This window comes from Agrobacterium sp. SOY23 (assembly GCF_027212525.1).
In the GTDB taxonomy this organism is placed as follows: Bacteria; Pseudomonadota; Alphaproteobacteria; order Rhizobiales; family Rhizobiaceae; genus Agrobacterium; species Agrobacterium tumefaciens_I.
The window spans coordinates 736,158-752,694 of record NZ_JAPWDT010000003.1; the positions used below are offsets into that span (position 1 = coordinate 736,158).

The window sequence follows — 16,537 nt, forward strand, 5'->3', positions numbered from 1 at the left end:
AGCGACGGAACCCTGGTTCCTCGAGACCTTGCGTAGATATTAATCTTAACCAGCAGCGCTCACTGACCATCGAGGTCTCGCACGTCGAAGGCTGCCTTTCTTCCGTAGGCCGTGTCCCGGCTTGGCCGGAGGCCGCTCGATATGAACGAGTTTCGGTTTCTAGGGCGTCTCAGGCTCGGGACGGCGAAGATTTACATTTGAAACACAGGGAGATAAATGATGACAATGTTGCAACACTAGGAACAGAACGTTTCAAATGGACCGCTTGGCTTGCATGACTGTGTTTGTGAAGTCCGTCGAACAAGGCTCGATCTCGCTTGCTGCAAACGAGTTGAACCTGTCGCCGCAACTGGCGGGGAAACAATTGCGTATGCTGGAGGCCAGCCTCGGCGTCAAACTCCTCAACAGAACAACGCGGAGACAAAGCCTGACGGACAGCGGCCGTGTCTTCTATGAACGGGCAAAGAACATTCTGGAGGAGCTTGCGGAGGCCGAAACTCTCGTCGCGCAGACACGCTCGACGCCGCGGGGACGCCTGCGTATCAGCGCGCCGATTACATTTGGGAGCCACGCATTGGCGCCGGAACTGCCTGAATATGCAAAAGATCAGCCGGAGGTGACCGTTGATCTCAGCCTGACCAATAGAACAGTGGACTTGGTGGAAGAGGGTTTTGATGTCGCGTTTCGAACGGGCGACCTCGCAGACAGTGCTCTTCAATCCAGGCGCCTTCGGCCTCTTCGCCTTGTGTTGTGCGCGGCACCCGCCTATCTGAAAACTGCCGGGACACCGAGCACTCCGGAAGAGTTGCGGCATCACGAATGCCTGCTGTTTTCTCACACGTCCATGCGAAAAGAATGGTTGTTCCACGGCCCCCAGGGAACAACGACGATCGCAATCAAAGGGCGCTTTTCGACTGATAGCGGTGAGGCGCTACGAGCGGCTGCGGTGGCCGGAATGGGGCTGATTCTCCAGCCCGAGGAGTTGGTGAGGGAAGATATAAAGGCCGGCCGGCTGCTCCCGCTGCTTTCTGATTTCCGTTCACCTGATCGGCACTTGCATTTGCTCTATCCGCCCGATCGTCAGATGACGCCCAGACTCCGGAGTTTCCTCGATTTTGCTGTCAGGAAATTTGGCAAAGGCTGATTGTGCATTGGCACTCCATCGCCAGTCCAGCAAAGGCTGGGGGAGAATTCCGTGTGCCGCTGTGCGTGTTGCGCAGTTAATATTCGCCGGCCGCGTTTCCTGGAAAATAAGCGGCGCCTTCCGCCCACATTGACTAAGCGCGACAGACAGTTCCGATGGCTACCTTCATGGGATTGGTGCCACGAATGTGCCAACCATGGTCATTGCGGTTGGAGATGCTCGCGCGAAAAACGATGCGGTCGAAGCTTTGGCTTGATCGACCTCTGCTTTCGGGAAAACGCCGCCGCACGCCTACGGCAGATATGGGGGCGATTCCCGCGCAAGATTTGTCGCTTCACGCCAAAAAAAACAGCTCTTAGGCTAGGCTGGGAAGCCTTCACGCCGTCTCAAGGTGCGAGGATTGCATTCCCTGCGCGGGAGACTTCGAATGCGGGTGGGAAGCGTTAAGTCGCCGAGCCACGATATCGTGGTTGAGCCACAGGACGGGACCGGAGGGTTCGGAAGATTCGCCGAAAATTAGCTGCCCGGTTGCCTTCACAACGAGACCGCTCAGAAGGTCGCTGATCATCACCTTGCCATCCCGATGCATCTGGGTGATCTCGTTTGACGTGCCGATGGTCAAATCGGCCTGTGCCTGGCTGTTTGCCATGGGCCAAGCCGAAAAATCATAGAACGGACGCATGACCTCGCTGGCCTGCATGTCGGTGATCTTCCGGAAAACATCCGTCATGGTCAAGCCGTCGGCCAGAAGCTGCTGGCATGCCTGCCACTGTTCTTCTGCCCATTGGCCACCATTTTCTTTCTTCAACGCAAGTAGCAGTGGTATCAGGGGCAGCTCTATACCCGTGAACACATCGGACGAATTGGTCCGGATTTCGGGACAGTTATAGATAGTTGCCTTGATCCCTGTCGCCCAGGCTTCCTCTGCAATGCCTTCGAGCCGCATCTTCGCGTAACCCTGGGTGTAGTTGGTGTAGGTCTGCCAACGATAGCTTCCGTCAATGAGGACCGCCGATCCGTGGTAACCATAGGCCGTGTACCGCACTTGTCCGCCCGAAGCTTCCACGCGCTCGCGGATCGCCGCGCTGAAATCAATGAGATGGCGAAAGGTGTTTGCGGAGACATCCTCAAAATTCTGTAGAATGAGCTTTCCCATGTCACTGTCGAGCAAGGTCTGCGAGGACATGTGGCGAGTGCCGGTTCCCTTGTAGATTCGATTGGCAACGACCAGGAATACCTTCGCCTTCGGAATGCCCCCGGCCATTGTGTGGGCGAAGAAAACATTGCGGCCATCGGCGATCATTCCGTCCAGAACGGTCATGACCTTTGAAAGCGACTCCGTGAAACGCGCAGTGGCGATGTCGCGGCACTGGCCGACATAGTCCCAGTCGAGCTTGTCGTGTTCCCAGCTCTCAAGCGTCATCTTTGCCAGGAGATCGGTAGGAGTTGGGCCGCCTGCGGGCGCATCGAGATCGAAACCCGCCATAAGAGGTATGTTGATGATCCTGCCGCCCAACTGGGCCTCCGCCGAAGACAGTTCCTCGGCGTTGAGCGGCCGCAGCGCGTTGTTCTCGTCGCGCCGCCCGACGGTGATCCCCACAATCTCCATTCCAGCCCGTCTGGCTTCATCGAGCAAGCCGGTGGCGTATCCACGACCGAACAGTTCTCCGAAGAGTACGAAAACATCGCCTTCACGGAAGACCGTGTTCTCGGAAAGATGATTCAGTGCAACCGGATTTTCCATACTGTCAGCTCTTTAATTCGTGTGTCGTCGAGCAATGGCTCATACGAACTTTCACAGAGACATGACCGCATTGGCACAGAATGGGAACTCATTTTCGGTGACCGTTCATTTCAAAACGTGAAGTCGGTCCCTGTTAGGCCTACAAGTGGATCGGGCAACGGCTATGCCACTGGTCAGTCAAATCGTTGCAACCATGATTCCGGCACGCGCGGTGCGCAGTAGCGGACGGTCGCTTGACAAGGCATCCGGATCGGCATCCTCCAGCACATCCACCGAGAAACCCCAAGGCTCGCGCGAGCAGTCGAAGCCGTCCGACACCGAAAACAGCGGCCGTTGGAAGAAGGACAAGCCGTCGGGAGCCGAAGTGATCCAGCCGGAGGCTTTGCCGACGGTGGGCGAGATCGGTCACAAGCCGCCACTGATCGTGGAAACGCTATCCGGATATCCGCTTAACTGCTGCGGAAAGCGCCAGTGCCTTCGGATTGACATCCGCCATTGGAGTGTCCTCTTTCGCGACGTCTATGCGATACAAGACCTTTGATCGCCCGCAAGCGGATCGGTAAAACACGAGCGATCTCTGGTGCTTGCGAAAGACTTCTCGCGCACTTCAACCGACTTTGAAGAACGCTCGCAAAATAGTCCACTGCCGCCGAAAACCGGTTGCGACAGGAATGTTCGTCAATAAAATGTACATATTAGTCATTTTACTATTCGCAATAGAATAATTTAATGACATATGTGTACATTTCTCTTGGCAGAAGCTTGAGTGTTTGATACGAAAGCATTGAGGAACAGACCAACGCCTACTTGCACGATCAGTGCGGTGCTGGACGTCGCCTCCCGGACACGGATCCATAATCCGTTTCTGAAAGCATGCGCATATACCGCCGAACACGGCGGGTCATTCAGCATTCATTGAAGCCGGGAACGCGGCGACCTGCTTCAGAACCAGCCGCTATAAAACAAGGGAACAAAAATGAGGAATCTTCTCGCATCCACCTGTCTGGTGGCCGGGTTTATGGCGCTCTCGCATACTGCAAGCGCGGCAGACTGTGGTACGGTGAGCCTTGCACTCCACAACGTTCAAAGTGCTGAAGTCCTTGCCTACGTAGACAAGTTCATCCTTGAAAACGGCTTTGGCTGCACGGTGGAGATGATACCAGGCGACACAGTTCCGTCTACGACTTCCATGGTCGAAAAGGGCCAGCCCGACGTATCGCCAGAAACATGGGTCGACCTGCTGCCAGAGATTGTTCCCCGTGGTCTCAAGGAAAACAAGATCGTTGAGGCGGCGAAGGCTCTGCCCGATGGTGGCGTTCAGGGCTGGTGGATCCCGAAATATGTTGCGGACGCCCATCCGGATATCAAGTCCATCGACGACGCGCTGAAACATCCTGAGCTTTTCCCCGCGCCTGAGGATCCGAGCAAGGGCGTGATTTTCAACGGTGCACAAGGCTGGGGCGCGACGGTCGTGACCGCTCAACTCTTCAAGGCCTACAAGGCTGAAGACAAAGGCTTCACTCTGCTGGATCCAGGCTCTGCTGCCGGCCTAGATGGTGCGATAGCCAAGGCTTACGAACGTAAGCAGGGGTTCATCACTTATTACTGGGCTCCGACTGCTCTGCTTGGCAAGTATGAAATGGTTCTTCTCAAGTTCGAGGTTCCACAGGATTCCGGGGAGTGGAAGCGTTGCATCACCAACCTGGAGTGCAATGATCCCAAGCCTGCGGCGTGGCCGATCGATAACGTCTATACCGTTCTGACGAAGAAGTTCGATGAGCGCGCTCCTGCAGAGGTGAAGACTTATTTCGGCACTCGCGGATGGAGCAACGATACGGTTGGCAAGATCATGGCTTGGCAGACCGACAACCAGGCAACGGGTGAAGAAGGTTCAAAGAAGTTCCTCAAGGACAACAAGGACCTTTGGACGAAGTGGGTCACCGCCGACGTCGCTGCGAAGGTCGAAGCTGCGCTCTGACCAGAAAACGGCGCGCGGCCATGTCGCGCGCCTCCTTCCGCTTAGTTCGATAGGGAATGGGTGATCATTCGGCCAATACCCAGGTCAACCAGCCAGGGCTTGTGCCCGTAATTTTCCTATCCGCTTCAGCCTTCAGCTTACTGCTTGATGCCAGCGATGAAGGTTCTGACTAAACGCATCGGATCGGATACTTCACCGCAACTTGAGGGCACACATAGCATGGCCACCGCGTGTAGTACCTCAGATGCGCGAAGATCGCTTTTCGATGAATTTTCAACCGAAGCATCATCTAGCAACTCCTGAAGCAGCGGCCCCAGCTTCTCCTGAAAGTAGGCTGGAAGATTTATCAACGCGGGATCAAGTGAGTTCATAGCTGCCGCAAGCCCACGACGGGCCGTGATGAAGTCGACATAACTTTCTATCCAGAAAGTCAGTGCCTCAGCAGGCGCAAAGCGGCTTCTGATCGACGAGATCTCAGAAACGCATCTTTCGACGTCATTCTTGAACACGGCCACGATAAGATCCGATCTCGTGGGGAAATGGCGATACAGTGTTCCAACGCCCATTCCAGCCCTCTTTGCTATCACGTGAATCGGAACGTCAACTCCCTCTTCTTCGAACTCTGCTGCTGCAGCGTTTATGAGCAGTTCCATGTTCTTGCGAGCATCCGACCTCTGTGACCGCGGCTGCGCTGCGGCTGACTTTTGATCCTCGGTTACAAGTTCTTGCCGTCTCATCAATATCCCCTTGATAAACGGAATAGCATTCCGCATATTAAGCGGACACTCGTTCCACTTATGGCTCGACTGTTAGTCTTAACACGTTTCAAGGAAGAAAAAATGCTGGAAACTTCAGTAGCTCTAGTAACTGGAGCTAACAAAGGTATTGGTCTGCAGATCGCCAAAGATCTTGTAAAAAAAGGATACAAGGTCATTCTCGGTTCAAGGAATTTGGACGCTGGCCGTACCGCTGCCGCCCTGATCGGAGAGGGAGCGTCTGCAGTTTACCTCGATGTGACGCAAGCACATTCGATAGCGGAGGCTGCCGAATATATTAAAGAAGCGTACGGGCGATTGGATGTATTAGTCAACAACGCCGGGGTTTCGCATTTGGGTGGAGATTCTCGTGCCGCCGAAGATATCGCCAAGGAAACATACCTTTCAGTCGTAGACTTGAACGAAATGCGCGGGATATTCGAAACAAACGTCTTCGGTGTCGTTGCCGTCACCCAGGCGATGCTGCCGCTTCTTCGTGAAAGCCCGGCGGGACGGATCGTCAACGTGTCGAGCGAAACCGGTTCCCTTACATTGAATGCTGATCGGCAGCATCATCTCCGGCAGTACGCGGGCACCTATTCTTCATCGAAGACTGCCTTGAACGCCGTAACCCAAGCGTTTGCGATAGAGCTTGAGGGAACAAACATAAAGGTCAATGCCGTCTGCCCAGGCTTTACTGCTACCGACAACAACAGGTTCTTAGGTCCGCAGACAGTCGAACAGGCTGCACGCGCGCCAGTACACGCCGCCACCCTCGGATCCGACGGCCAGTCGGGCGAGTTCGTGAACGTGCACGGACATCTTCCATGGTGACTGTTTGAGAAACGCTGGCTATGTCTTCAAAGAGAATGGCGCCGACTCTAAATCGGCGCTATTGTTTTAAATCCGTTGTTGCAAGCAGATTATCAGGCCCAAATATCGCCGAGCATGAATCCTTCGGTGAAGGGGTCATCATGATCAAGTACGATGGTGTTCAGGCCGTAGATCCAGCTCTTTCCGCTGACCGTGGGCACGACCGCTTTCTTGTCGCCAATGTAAGTCTCCTCAACAAGGCGGCCGGTGTAGATGTTGCCCAGAAGGCCCTGATGACGGAAGGCCTGGTCGAGAGGCAACTCGCCTTTGGCATGAAGAACCGCCATTTTCGCGCAGGTCCCCGTTCCGCATGGGCATCTGTCCAAAGCACCCGTCCAAGTTCCAGGATCGTCCCATGAGAATTCGCCCGACGCCATCGTGACCGCATTCTTCCAGTCCGCGTTCGGGTCTTCCGTCGGACCCGACAACTGAGAAATCGTGATCCCCACGCCGGGGTAGTCAGGATGCGCCACAGGCAACTGTTCGATGGCCGCCTCGCGCACCATCGACGAGATCCGGGATATCTCCCGACCATGCTCCGGCTTCAATTCCAATCCCTTGAACTGACGGACGTCGGCGATGACGTAGAACATGCCGCCCCAACCCACGTCGACCCTGACCTTACCGAGGTGTGGTACGTCGATCACCGCGTCGAGGTGAGCCGCGAACGCCGGTACATTCTTGAAGGTGACGCTCTTGACCTTGCCGTTTTCGCATTCGGCCTTCACTCGGATAAGCCCGGCTGGAGCTTCGAGAACCAGTTCCGTGACCGGCTCCTTCATCGGGAGCATGCCCATTTCCAGCAGAACGGTCACCACCGAGATAGTGTTGCCGCCGGACATCACGGGGTATTCGATCTGCTCCATGATGATATAGCCCGCGTCCGCCTCGGGGTGGCTTGGCGGCACGATGATGTTGCAGCAGTGGGCTGGGTAGCCGCGCGGCTCACGTAGCAGGAGCTTGCGAAGGCCGTCGTCGTTAGCCTCCAACCATTTCATCTTCTCATATGACGAGTTGCCGGGGATGTTCGGTATGCCTCCAGTAACAACTCGCATCGGGGTGCCGGCGTGAGTGTCTACCGCTTGAATCGTTCTCTTGAATGCCACGTGATTGCTCCTGTTAGTGTATGAGTTCTAGGCTAGGGCTACTCGCTTGTTGGAAGCGACTGCAGAAACTCGGTCGAACACGGTCTTTGGAATCTTCAACGTCTCGATGGACATCGGATGGGCGATTCCGGTAACACCGGGTACGAATACGCCATACCCCGCAAGGCGCCTGGATTGATCGTGCGCTCTTTGGATACGTCCGTCGCTGGGTTGTCCTGGCCTTATGGCGATCACAGTCAGTCCGACGGCGGGCGAGGTAGACCCCGAGCGGAAATCAGGAACGTCAAGGGACCAGTTTCCACCTGAAAGGCCTGCAGACAGCATCTCTACCAGTAGTGCCACATTGCCGCCCTTTCGGCCGCCAAACGGTAGAAGCGCACCCGAGAGAGCCTTCGTTGCGTCTGTCGTGGAATTGCCTTCGGCATCGACGGCCCAGCTTTCCGGAATTGGCTGTCCTTCCTCCGCAGCTCTGACAACGTTTACGAACGCGGTAGCGCTCGAGGCCTGATCGATGATCATAGGAGGGCTGTCAGGCCCCAGAGGGAAGCCGAATGCCAGCGGATTGGTGCTGTAGACGGCTGGGTCACCGGGCTTCGAGACGACCATTGCATTGGCATTCGTCACGGCAAGCCCGACAAGATCGTGAGAGGCGAGGATTCTCACGTAGTATCCCAGTTCACCTGCCGTGTAGCTGTTGGTCTGGGTGAAGATGGCTATTCCGTTCTTCTGTGCGGCTTCAACGAGATCATTCACCGCGAGATCGAATCCGAGTTGGGCAATTCCTCTGTCGGCGTCGGAGACGATAGACGAGGGAAGTGCGTGCGTCAGCCGTGGTTCTGGATGCCCGTTGATGCGACCCTCGATGAACGCATTCAGATAGTCCACGAGGTGGGGGAACCCCAGCGTCGGGGGGCCCAAAAGCGCGGCCGACAAGGTGGCGTCGACGAGGGAACGGGCCGATGCAGCATCGGCTCCCGCGCCAAGGCACGCGTCGGTTGCCAGTTGTCTCGCTTCCGCCATAGGCAATTCTACTTCTTCTGTCATTCTCTTCTCCCGATCACCATTCTCAGTATGCGTTGAACTCGGAGCAACTCGCTCGACTTTCCGGTAGATGCGCCATGTGGATTCCCCGCGGGCTTTATGAGTCAGCGATTCGGCTTCAATGCGTGGGGCAGGGGGTTGCGATACGTCTCCGGGCGTGACGGATGGCGAGCCAGACGCACGCGACGAGGGCAGGAATGGATATGGCCAGCAGCAGCTTCACGGCATGCAACTCAACGCCGACCTCGGTCAGACTTTCGAGAGCAAGCTTCGCAAGGCTGACGGCGTAGTAGCTTATAGCTATGACCGAAAAGCCTTCTACGGCCTGCTGGATATGGACCTGCACGCGCGTCCGCTCCTCCATCGATCGCAACAGCTCGGCGTTCTGCTCCTCTAGTTGCACCTGGACTGCGGTGCGGAGCAGATCGCTAGCCATTGTCACTCTCTGGGTGACTTCGTCCAACCGCCGTTCGGATGTCTGGATAAAGCGGACCGATGGTTGGAAGCGACGCTCGATGAAGGTCGAGATGCGTTGCCGCTGCTCGACGCGGTCCTCCCGCAGCTCCTGCAGCCTGCTCGCGACGATGTCTGCGTAAGCCCTTGTAGCTCCACATCTCTGACGAGCCGAAACGGAGCGCGACAGAATATCCGAGGCGAGATGCGTTACCTCCGACAAAAGTCGCTTCTCCACGCTGCCGGCTTGCTTCAGATGCTGGTTGAGGCTCGCCAGACGTCGGTCGATGTCAGGCAGGGCCGCCACGGTGTCCTGCGCTACAGGCAGCGCGAGAAGTGCCATCATCCTGTAGGTCTCTATTTCGAGCAGGCGTCTCACCATGCGTCCTGCCCGGTAGGAGTTAAGGTTCCGGTTGAACAGATGAAGTTCAACGAACCCCTCCACGCTCAATCGAAAGCTGGAGTGCACTTCGGCGTCCCCACCACCGACCTTGGAAGCTACAAAGTCACCCTCGCTTCCAAAAGATGGTGGTGCTTCTCCTTCGCGCACGATCACGACCACCGCTGCGACAAGGCGACCAGAAGTCCTTTCCACCAGATGGCGGAAACTCGAAGGAACATTCAGGCAAGCGTCAGGAGTCGCTGGTTCGGCGTAGGTGAGGGACACGAACTCGGAGTGGCACTCCCACTTCAGGCGACCCGTTCCCAAGCTTGCTGTTCCGTTCTGCTCGTCACCCTCGAAGGAGACGTCCTCCGTGTCCAAGAGATCTGCCACAGACGACGGAGCGTCAATGTCAGGCACGATCGCCGCGTGCCAGACATTGACCTCTCCGTCGAAGTAGAGCGACGGCCGGGCGTGCAGCTCCCTGTGGAGCACCCTTCGAGCCGGATGCTCGGTCCCGATAGACATGACCGCGCCCTACTGCCGTACCAACTTGATAGCGTTCTCGCGAACTTCATTAGGATGGGAGTTCACCATCGCGTTGGCGAGCTGTCGGAAGCTGACCGTTCCCACAGGCTGGGACGCCGCTCCGACAACTGTGACCTCCCCATCCGGTAGGGACGCAAGAGTTCTGAGCCCTTCTTCGATGGTGGTTTCAGCCGGGATGGTGATCCCGCTCGCAGCGGAGCCCGCCTTCAGGGGAACCATGACGGCAGATACCTGCACGACCCTGCCTCGGTTGACCTCCTTTACGAAGTTCGCGACGTAGTCATCAGCCGGACGCAGGACGATGTCCTGGCTTGTGCCCTGCTGGATGACCTCACCATCTCTCAGGATCGCGATCTGGTCTCCAAGACGAAGGGCCTCGTCAAGGTCGTGCGTGATGAAGACAATGGTCTTCTTTATCTCCTTCTGGATGTCGAGGAGGACGGTCTGCATGTCAGTGCGGATCAACGGATCAAGTGCCGAGTACGCCTCATCCATGAGAAGGACCGGTGCGTCGTTCGAAAGTGCTCGAGCAAGTCCCACTCGCTGCTGCATGCCGCCAGACAACTGGTTGGGATACTTGTTCTCAAAGCCCTTCAGTCCCACTCTCTCGATCCACCTCATTGCAATTTCGGTGGCCTTGGAGCGGTCCACTCCCTGCACCTCGAGACCGAACATCGTATTGTCGAGGACTTTTCGGTGTGGAAGAAGTGCGAACTTCTGGAAGACCATCGCCGTCTGGTGGCGGCGGAACTGTCGGAGTTCGTCCTGGTTCATCTTGACCACGTCGATGCCGTCGACGAGGACCTCTCCCGCGGTCGGATCGATGAGTCGGTTGATATGCCGAATGAGCGTTGACTTTCCGGACCCGGACAACCCCATGATCACCTGGATGCAACCCGATGGGATCTCGATGTTGATGTCGCGCAGACCAAGAACATGGCCGTGCTGGTTGTTCAGTTCCGCCTTGCTCATGCCGTTTTGAACGGCATCGATGTAGGCTGCCCCGTTAGACCCGAAGATCTTGTAGAGGTTGCGGATCTTGATGCCACCGAAATGATCGTTAGCCATGGACGGTCTCCCGGTAGGTCTGAAGTCTTTTGCCGTAGGCCTGGCTGACCCGGTCGAACATGATCGCGATGCCCACGATTGCCAGCCCGTTGAAGATACCAAGCGTGAAGTACTGGTTGGCGATCGCTTGAAGAACAGGCTGTCCCAAGCCCTGCACACCGATCATGGATGCGATGACGACCATGGCCAGTGCCATCATGATAGTCTGGTTGATGCCTGCCATGATCGTCGGAAGTGCCAGGGGAAGCTGGACCTTGAACAGCTTTTGCCTGGCGCTGGTGCCAAACGCGTCAGCCGCTTCAAGGACATCCTTGTCGACAAGCCGGATACCGAGGTCGGTCAGTCTGATCATGGGCGGAACGGCGTAAATGACCACGGCAATCAGGCCCGGAACCCTGCCGATACCGAGAAGCATGACGACCGGTATGAGATATACGAAGCTCGGCATGGTCTGCATGACGTCGAGGACGGGGCTGACGATTCTTTGGAGCCGATCCGAGCGCGACATAAGGATCCCGATGGGGAGACCTATTGCGATGGACATAACAGTGCAGACGAAGATCATAGAGATAGTCCGCATCGTGTCCTGCCACATGTCGAAATACCCTATGATCATGAGGGTCACGAGACAGCCTAGGACGATCTTGATGCTTCTGCTCGCGAACCAGGCGATGATCAATATCAAAGCGATGATGATCGGCCACGGCGTCTGTGTCATGAACCGCTCGGCGGTGATGAGGAACGTCTGAAGAGGCTTGAAAAGACTTTCAATCCCTTCCCCATGAAGCCGGGTGAACGCACGGAAGTTCTCGTCAATCGTCTTCTTCAGAGCGCGCAATGTGTCATCGTTCATATGTGGAAATTTGTAAAACCAGTCCATTCGGATCCCCTTTGTTAAAAGAAGCCGTCGCAAAGTTTCTTATTTTTCTAGCGTGACGCCCGCGGCGCCTCGGCTTGTATGTGCCAGCAGGCTGGCGGATTTCAGTCTTTGAAAGCTCGCCGACTACGAGAGTCTTCTGCGGATTTAAGTCCGCTTTTTTTTGCCCGTTTTCCGGGGAGGTCCCCGTTTTTCATGATCGCGTTCCCTTTTTTGTTCTTTTACGTCGTGGTTTTCCACCTGCCTTAGTGACCAATGGATCGAGAGATGGCATGTGTTTTCTCCAGAGCAGCCTTGATCCCTCCATCGACCGCCTCGATAAAACCGCGCCTTTGCATCGCTTCAATTCCCGCAGCAGTCACACCCTTGTAGTCCACGAAGTCACGGACTGTGCTTTCCGGGTGTACAGGATTCTCCTGAAGCAGCCCCCCAGCGCCAACGAGCATGCCGTTCACGGCGCGCACCGCGACGTCTTCATTGAGGCCGTGGGACCGGGCGCTCTTGTACATTGCAAGAGCTAGAAGGGCGGGGTAGGCGGGGCCTGTTCCGGTGAGCCCGGTGAGAAAGTCGATATCTTCCTCGCGTGTCATTGCGTCCTGGGTGCCGCATGCGTCGAAAATTGTCTCGACCAGTCTGCGATCCTCCTCAGACGTAGCGGACGAGGCAAACCAGGGGGTGTAGGAAAGTCCAACGGCGGCGGCTGCGTTTGGCAACGCACGGACCACCCGCTGGGTGCGGTGCCGTCTGGATAGAAGCTCGGAAGATACACCTGCCACCACGGAGATCAGCAGTTTCCCCTGGAGATCGACATCCACAAGGTGCGAATCCTCGGGCCGAACGGAAAGGATGACGACGTCCGCGATCCGGGTGAGCTCGCCGTTGTCGGCGGTGTGGTGAATCCCTTCTGAAAAAGCAGCTCGAGGACTGCGGGAAGATATGACTATTTCGGACTTGTCGAAGACGGCGGCCTTAATCAAGGATCCGGCGATGGCGCTTCCGAGCCATCCCGCGCCCCCGATGATACCAATCTTGTAAGACCCGCTTGTCATAGTGTCTCAGCCCGATTTGAAGTTGTGACGCGCGAAGAAGCGGTCAAGTTCGCGTTGCTCCGGAATCTGTCCGGTATAGATCGCTATGTACTCAGGAATGCGCTTCATTCTGACGGAAATGTCTTCCTGGGATTGCATCGAGATGTAGCCGATCTGAACAAGGTAGGTGGTCCTGGCGCGAACGTCGGCTGGACCCGGTTCAAGCCCGAACTTCATGAACATTCGTGACAGGGCTTCCACGCGTACCTGGTCAGCCTGCCTCACTTCATCGAGTATCTCCGACGACTGCAGAGCCCAGCTACGAACGGCGAACTCGAATTGTGAATCGAAGAGATCCCGGTTGAGCCAGCAGTCGAAGACATTGAGCATGGCTTCGGCGAGAGACTCCGCGTAGGCTTCCGTCTGCTTCACCAAGTTACCGGTGTTCTTGTCTCTCCACTTCTGAACCAAAGCATCAAGAAGTTCTTCCCGATCCTTGAAAAACCAATAGAAACTCGTTCTCGAAAGCTTCAGCTTTTTCGCCAGCGGTAAGATTTTGACAGAGTCCACGCCGGAATCGATCAGGGAGGAGTAGGCTGCCTCCAGCCACCCTTCCTGGGATCCCCGCCATCCGCTGTCGTTTTCCATCACAGTCTGGTCCATGACCAATCTCCTAACAAATCCATTGCTGGTAAACAAGCGAAATGTACAAGAGTGTCAAAATTTGAGACTTACGTGTTTTCTCGATTGACACATATGTACATTCTCGATTAGCGTCCTGTCGTTCTTTCTAAACCGGAGCACGACGTATGTCGAACGATCCTCTTCTTCAGCCTTTTCAACTAAAGCACCTCACCCTTCGTAACCGTATCATGGTCACTTCCCATGAGCCGGCGTATCCGGAAGATGGTCTTCCAAAGGAGCGCTATCGGGCCTACACCGTCGAGCGGGCTAAGGGCGGCATAGCGCTGACGATGACTGCCGGATCCGCAGCCGTGTCGCGTGACAGTCCTCCGGTCTTCAACAATCTCTTGGCTTACAAGGACGAGATCGTTCCGTGGGTGAGGGAGATGACAGACGCGGTGCACGAACAGGGCTCCGCGATTATGATCCAGCTCACCCATCTCGGACGCCGCACACGTTGGGACAAGGGTGATTGGCTCCCCGTGGTGTCGCCGTCCCATCACCGGGAACCTGCCCATCGCGCCTTTCCCAAGAAGATGGAAGAGTGGGATATCGAACGGATCATCAAGGACTTCGCCGACGCCGCCGAAAGGATGAAGGCCGGTGGCATGGATGGCGTGGAGCTGATGTCCTACGGCCACCTGGTGGATCAGTTCGTTTCACCGCTGACCAACGAACTCGACGGCCCCTATGGTGGCTCGCTTGAAAACCGCATGCGGTTCACATTCGACGTTTTCAAGGCCATGAGAGAAAGGGTGGGTAACGAATTCATCCTCGGAATTCGTTACACCGTTGATGAATGTCTTCCCGGGGGCACGGACAACGAGGACGGCATCGAGATTTCGAAGCGCCTTCGGGACAGCGGACTCATCGATTACCTCAACGTCGTGCGCGGCCACATCGATACGGATCCCGGTCTGACGGACTTGATCCCTATCCAGGGGATGGCAAACTCGCCGCATCTGGACTTTGCCGGGGAAGTGCGTGCTGCGACGAAGTTCCCGACGTTCCATGCGGCCAAGATCCCCGACGTGGCGACGGCCAGACACGCCATTGCGTCTGGCAAGGTCGACATGGTGGGTATGACACGCGCCCATATGGCGGATCCCCATGTCGTACGAAAGATAATGGAAAGACGCGAGGACGACATCCGTCCCTGCGTCGGAGCCAACTACTGTCTCGACCGAATCTATCAGGGCGGCTTGGCGTTCTGTATTCACAACGCCGCCACTGGTCGCGAGGAGACGATGCCTCACGCCATCCCAAAGGCAGACGTCCGCAAGAAGATCGTTATCGTCGGTGCAGGCCCCGCCGGGCTTGAAGCGGCGCGGGTGTCCGCGGAACGTGGACATGACGTGGTGGTCTTCGAGGCTGCAAACAACGCGGGCGGCCAGATCCGCCTGACCGCGCAGAGCGAGCGGCGCAGGGAGATGATCAGCATTATCGAGTGGCGGATGTCGCAGTGCGAGAAGCTGGGCGTGACCTTCCATTTTAACACGTGGGCGGAGGCGGACACCGTCGCCGCGGAAAATCCTGACGTCGTGATCATTGCCACTGGCGGGCTTCCCCATACGGAGGTCCTAACCGAGGGCAACGAACTCGTCGTGTCTTCATGGGATATCATCTCCGGGGACGTGAAGCCCGGCACCAATGTTCTCATCTTCGACGACGCCGGGGATCATGCAGGGCTTCAGGCGGCTGAAATCATCGCAAAGACTGGCGCCAAGGTCGAGGTGATGACGCCTGATCGTTCGTTCGCACCAGAAGTCATGGCCATGAACCTTGTTCCCTATATGCGCTCGCTGCAGAAGCTCGATGTGACCTTCACGGTTACCTTCAGGCTCGAGGCGGCGCTGAAGAACGGGAACCAGATCGTTGCGAGGGTGGGAAGCGACTACGGCGGTGTTCAGAAGGAACGGCTCGTAGACCAGATCGTCGTCAACCACGGCACTATACCTTTGGACGAGCTTTATTTCGAGCTGAAGCCGATGTCGAAGAATCTCGGCGAGGTCTCACACGTCGAGCTTCTTGGAGGGAGACCCCAGAGCGTCGTTCGCAACGAGGAGGGTACGTTCCAGCTCTTCCGTATCGGAGACGCAGTGGCGGCACGCAACACTCATGCCGCGATCTACGACGCTCTCCGCCTCACGAAGGATCTTTGAACGCTATCTTTCAGTGTACGACGTTTGATCATCGGAGGTTGACATGGACCGTCGAAACGAAGACCTCGAGCGTTTTCTCGAAGCGGCGTCGGTTGCGTACAACCGCCACGTTACCGACGAAAAAGGCCGGGAATCGGTCGGTCGGATTTTCGCAATGCTGGCTACGCCAACCTCTGCCAATCCCAAGCACGGGACGCAGCTACCAGTCTGCGTCCACTTGCCAGACGCCGTGGCTGGTGGGCGCTCCAACCCGGCGCTCTCCATGATGCTCGATTGCTTCATGGCGATCGAAGATCGCCTGTCCTGGACGACCCGAACAAAGCACGATGGGAGCGCCGGTCCGAACTTTGCCGACGGCCACGCAAACGCAATGATCTCAGGGCCTGGCGGGTTGGAAGAACGCAGGGATCTTTGGATCGGTGTCACCCTTATGGCGCCGAACATAAGGTACCCGGACCATTTCCATGGGCCTGAGGAAACATACCTGGTTATGTCCGAGGGCGAGTTTCGTCAGGGCGAGGGGGAGTGGTTTTCTCCGGGAGTGGGTGGATCCTTCTACAATCCGCCGAACATCAAACATGCCATGCGGTCGCACAGCAGACCGCTACTGGCTTTCTGGGCGCTGCGAGTCTGACGCCGGCACAATAGGGGAAATGCATGAGAGTTCTTGTCCCAGTGAAGCGTGTGGTGGAC

General features: G+C 56.6%; 15 protein-coding genes. 6 read left to right on the plus strand and 9 right to left on the minus strand.

Features of this window, described 5'->3' with window-relative positions; all coding sequences use genetic code 11:
* The first annotated feature begins 256 nt into the window (after window positions 1-256).
* A complete protein-coding gene (locus O3S81_RS12140; RefSeq protein ID WP_269343461.1) occupies window positions 257-1,144 on the plus strand; it encodes a LysR family transcriptional regulator in 888 nt (295 codons plus the stop codon).
* A gap of 376 nt (window positions 1,145-1,520) precedes the next feature.
* On the opposite strand, the gene O3S81_RS12145 is transcribed toward O3S81_RS12140, so the two are convergent.
* The gene (locus tag O3S81_RS12145) at window positions 1,521-2,888 is read right to left on the minus strand and encodes an enoyl ACP reductase FabMG family protein (RefSeq protein WP_269343462.1); all 1,368 of its coding nucleotides are present in this window, start codon (window positions 2,886-2,888) and stop codon (window positions 1,521-1,523) included.
* A gap of 163 nt (window positions 2,889-3,051) precedes the next feature.
* On the opposite strand from O3S81_RS12145, the gene O3S81_RS12150 reads away from it, so the two are divergent.
* On the plus strand, window positions 3,052-3,429 hold the full coding sequence (locus tag O3S81_RS12150) for a hypothetical protein (RefSeq protein ID WP_269343464.1): 378 nt from the start codon (window positions 3,052-3,054) through the stop codon (window positions 3,427-3,429).
* 435 nt (window positions 3,430-3,864) lie between these two features.
* Entirely contained in the window at window positions 3,865-4,866 is a 1,002-nt protein-coding gene (locus O3S81_RS12155; protein WP_269343466.1) for a glycine betaine ABC transporter substrate-binding protein, read from the plus strand.
* Between the two features lie 137 nt (window positions 4,867-5,003).
* On the opposite strand, the gene O3S81_RS12160 is transcribed toward O3S81_RS12155, so the two are convergent.
* Window positions 5,004-5,603, minus strand: a complete 600-nt coding sequence (locus tag O3S81_RS12160) for a TetR/AcrR family transcriptional regulator (RefSeq protein ID WP_269343468.1) — start codon at window positions 5,601-5,603, stop codon at window positions 5,004-5,006.
* A gap of 102 nt (window positions 5,604-5,705) precedes the next feature.
* Between O3S81_RS12160 and O3S81_RS12165 the strand changes: the two genes are divergently transcribed.
* Window positions 5,706-6,455 carry an SDR family NAD(P)-dependent oxidoreductase gene (locus tag O3S81_RS12165; protein ID WP_269343470.1) on the plus strand — a complete coding sequence of 250 codons (750 nt, stop codon included), beginning with the start codon at window positions 5,706-5,708 and terminating at the stop codon, window positions 6,453-6,455.
* A 92-nt stretch (window positions 6,456-6,547) separates the two neighbouring features.
* On the opposite strand, the gene O3S81_RS12170 is transcribed toward O3S81_RS12165, so the two are convergent.
* From O3S81_RS12170 to O3S81_RS12200, 7 genes are all read right to left on the minus strand, one after another.
* Window positions 6,548-7,600 carry a proline racemase family protein gene (locus O3S81_RS12170; protein ID WP_269343472.1) on the minus strand — a complete coding sequence of 351 codons (1,053 nt, stop codon included), beginning with the start codon at window positions 7,598-7,600 and terminating at the stop codon, window positions 6,548-6,550.
* Window positions 7,601-7,627: 27 nt separating this feature from the next.
* On the minus strand, window positions 7,628-8,644 hold the full coding sequence (locus O3S81_RS12175) for an Ldh family oxidoreductase (RefSeq protein ID WP_269343474.1): 1,017 nt from the start codon (window positions 8,642-8,644) through the stop codon (window positions 7,628-7,630).
* A 115-nt stretch (window positions 8,645-8,759) separates the two neighbouring features.
* A complete protein-coding gene (locus O3S81_RS12180; protein ID WP_269343476.1) occupies window positions 8,760-10,004 on the minus strand; it encodes a DUF3422 domain-containing protein in 1,245 nt (414 codons plus the stop codon).
* 9 nt (window positions 10,005-10,013) lie between these two features.
* Entirely contained in the window at window positions 10,014-11,093 is a 1,080-nt protein-coding gene (locus tag O3S81_RS12185; RefSeq protein WP_269343478.1) for a quaternary amine ABC transporter ATP-binding protein, read from the minus strand.
* Window positions 11,086-11,973, minus strand: coding sequence for an ABC transporter permease (locus tag O3S81_RS12190; protein ID WP_269343480.1), 888 nt, complete (start codon window positions 11,971-11,973; stop codon window positions 11,086-11,088). The genes O3S81_RS12185 and O3S81_RS12190 overlap by 8 nt, the downstream gene beginning before the upstream one ends.
* 242 nt (window positions 11,974-12,215) lie before the next feature.
* A complete protein-coding gene (locus O3S81_RS12195; RefSeq protein ID WP_269343482.1) occupies window positions 12,216-13,019 on the minus strand; it encodes a pyrroline-5-carboxylate reductase family protein in 804 nt (267 codons plus the stop codon).
* 6 nt (window positions 13,020-13,025) lie between these two features.
* A complete protein-coding gene (locus O3S81_RS12200) occupies window positions 13,026-13,661 on the minus strand; it encodes a TetR/AcrR family transcriptional regulator (protein WP_269343484.1) in 636 nt (211 codons plus the stop codon).
* Window positions 13,662-13,807: 146 nt separating this feature from the next.
* On the opposite strand from O3S81_RS12200, the gene O3S81_RS12205 reads away from it, so the two are divergent.
* Together O3S81_RS12205 and O3S81_RS12210 are read left to right on the plus strand one after the other, a co-directional pair.
* Window positions 13,808-15,844, plus strand: coding sequence for an NADH:flavin oxidoreductase (locus O3S81_RS12205; protein WP_269343486.1), 2,037 nt, complete (start codon window positions 13,808-13,810; stop codon window positions 15,842-15,844).
* A 43-nt stretch (window positions 15,845-15,887) separates the two neighbouring features.
* Window positions 15,888-16,478, plus strand: coding sequence for a dimethylsulfonioproprionate lyase family protein (locus O3S81_RS12210; protein ID WP_269343488.1), 591 nt, complete (start codon window positions 15,888-15,890; stop codon window positions 16,476-16,478).
* Window positions 16,479-16,537 lie beyond the last annotated feature (59 nt).

What these genes read in the sequence shown, in the direction of transcription:
- O3S81_RS12140 (WP_269343461.1), top strand. Translation starts at nt 257, where the DNA reads ATGGACCGCTTGGCTTGCATGACTGTGTTTGTGAAGTCCGTCGAACAA.
- O3S81_RS12145 (WP_269343462.1), bottom strand. Translation starts at nt 2,888, where the DNA reads ATGGAAAATCCGGTTGCACTGAATCATCTTTCCGAGAACACGGTCTTC.
- O3S81_RS12150 (WP_269343464.1), top strand. Translation starts at nt 3,052, where the DNA reads ATGCCACTGGTCAGTCAAATCGTTGCAACCATGATTCCGGCACGCGCG.
- O3S81_RS12155 (WP_269343466.1), top strand. Translation starts at nt 3,865, where the DNA reads ATGAGGAATCTTCTCGCATCCACCTGTCTGGTGGCCGGGTTTATGGCG.
- O3S81_RS12160 (WP_269343468.1), bottom strand. Translation starts at nt 5,603, where the DNA reads ATGAGACGGCAAGAACTTGTAACCGAGGATCAAAAGTCAGCCGCAGCG.
- O3S81_RS12165 (WP_269343470.1), top strand. Translation starts at nt 5,706, where the DNA reads ATGCTGGAAACTTCAGTAGCTCTAGTAACTGGAGCTAACAAAGGTATT.
- O3S81_RS12175 (WP_269343474.1), bottom strand. Translation starts at nt 8,644, where the DNA reads ATGACAGAAGAAGTAGAATTGCCTATGGCGGAAGCGAGACAACTGGCA.
- O3S81_RS12180 (WP_269343476.1), bottom strand. Translation starts at nt 10,004, where the DNA reads ATGTCTATCGGGACCGAGCATCCGGCTCGAAGGGTGCTCCACAGGGAG.
- O3S81_RS12185 (WP_269343478.1), bottom strand. Translation starts at nt 11,093, where the DNA reads ATGGCTAACGATCATTTCGGTGGCATCAAGATCCGCAACCTCTACAAG.
- O3S81_RS12190 (WP_269343480.1), bottom strand. Translation starts at nt 11,973, where the DNA reads ATGGACTGGTTTTACAAATTTCCACATATGAACGATGACACATTGCGC.
- O3S81_RS12195 (WP_269343482.1), bottom strand. Translation starts at nt 13,019, where the DNA reads ATGACAAGCGGGTCTTACAAGATTGGTATCATCGGGGGCGCGGGATGG.
- O3S81_RS12200 (WP_269343484.1), bottom strand. Translation starts at nt 13,661, where the DNA reads ATGGACCAGACTGTGATGGAAAACGACAGCGGATGGCGGGGATCCCAG.
- O3S81_RS12205 (WP_269343486.1), top strand. Translation starts at nt 13,808, where the DNA reads ATGTCGAACGATCCTCTTCTTCAGCCTTTTCAACTAAAGCACCTCACC.
- O3S81_RS12210 (WP_269343488.1), top strand. Translation starts at nt 15,888, where the DNA reads ATGGACCGTCGAAACGAAGACCTCGAGCGTTTTCTCGAAGCGGCGTCG.